General features: G+C 75.5%; 1 protein-coding gene. It reads left to right on the top strand.

Annotation, left to right across the window (positions count from 1 at the left end):
- On the top strand, positions 1–241 hold a 241-nt coding region (locus tag UK12_RS35945; RefSeq protein WP_156179210.1), incomplete at both ends, for a hypothetical protein.

Below are 241 nucleotides of genomic sequence, written 5' to 3'. Positions count from 1 at the left end.
GGCGGACGGTACCGGGTGGTCCGAGGGGGTGGGGGTGCTGGTGCTGGAGCGTCTGTCGGACGCGCGGCGCAACGGGCACCGGGTGCTGGCGGTGGTGCGGGGTTCGGCGATCAACCAGGACGGCGCCTCCAACGGGCTGAGCGCCCCGAACGGGCCGTCGCAGGAGCGGGTGATCCGTGACGCGCTGGCGTCGGCGGGTCTGTCGGGTGCGGACGTGGACGCGGTGGAGGCGCACGGCACC

The organism is Saccharothrix sp. ST-888 (assembly GCF_000955975.1).
Taxonomy (GTDB): Bacteria; Actinomycetota; Actinomycetes; order Streptomycetales; family Streptomycetaceae; genus Kitasatospora.
The sequence above is the reverse complement of the archived record's forward strand: the minus strand, read 5'-3'. Positions and strand labels throughout refer to the sequence as shown.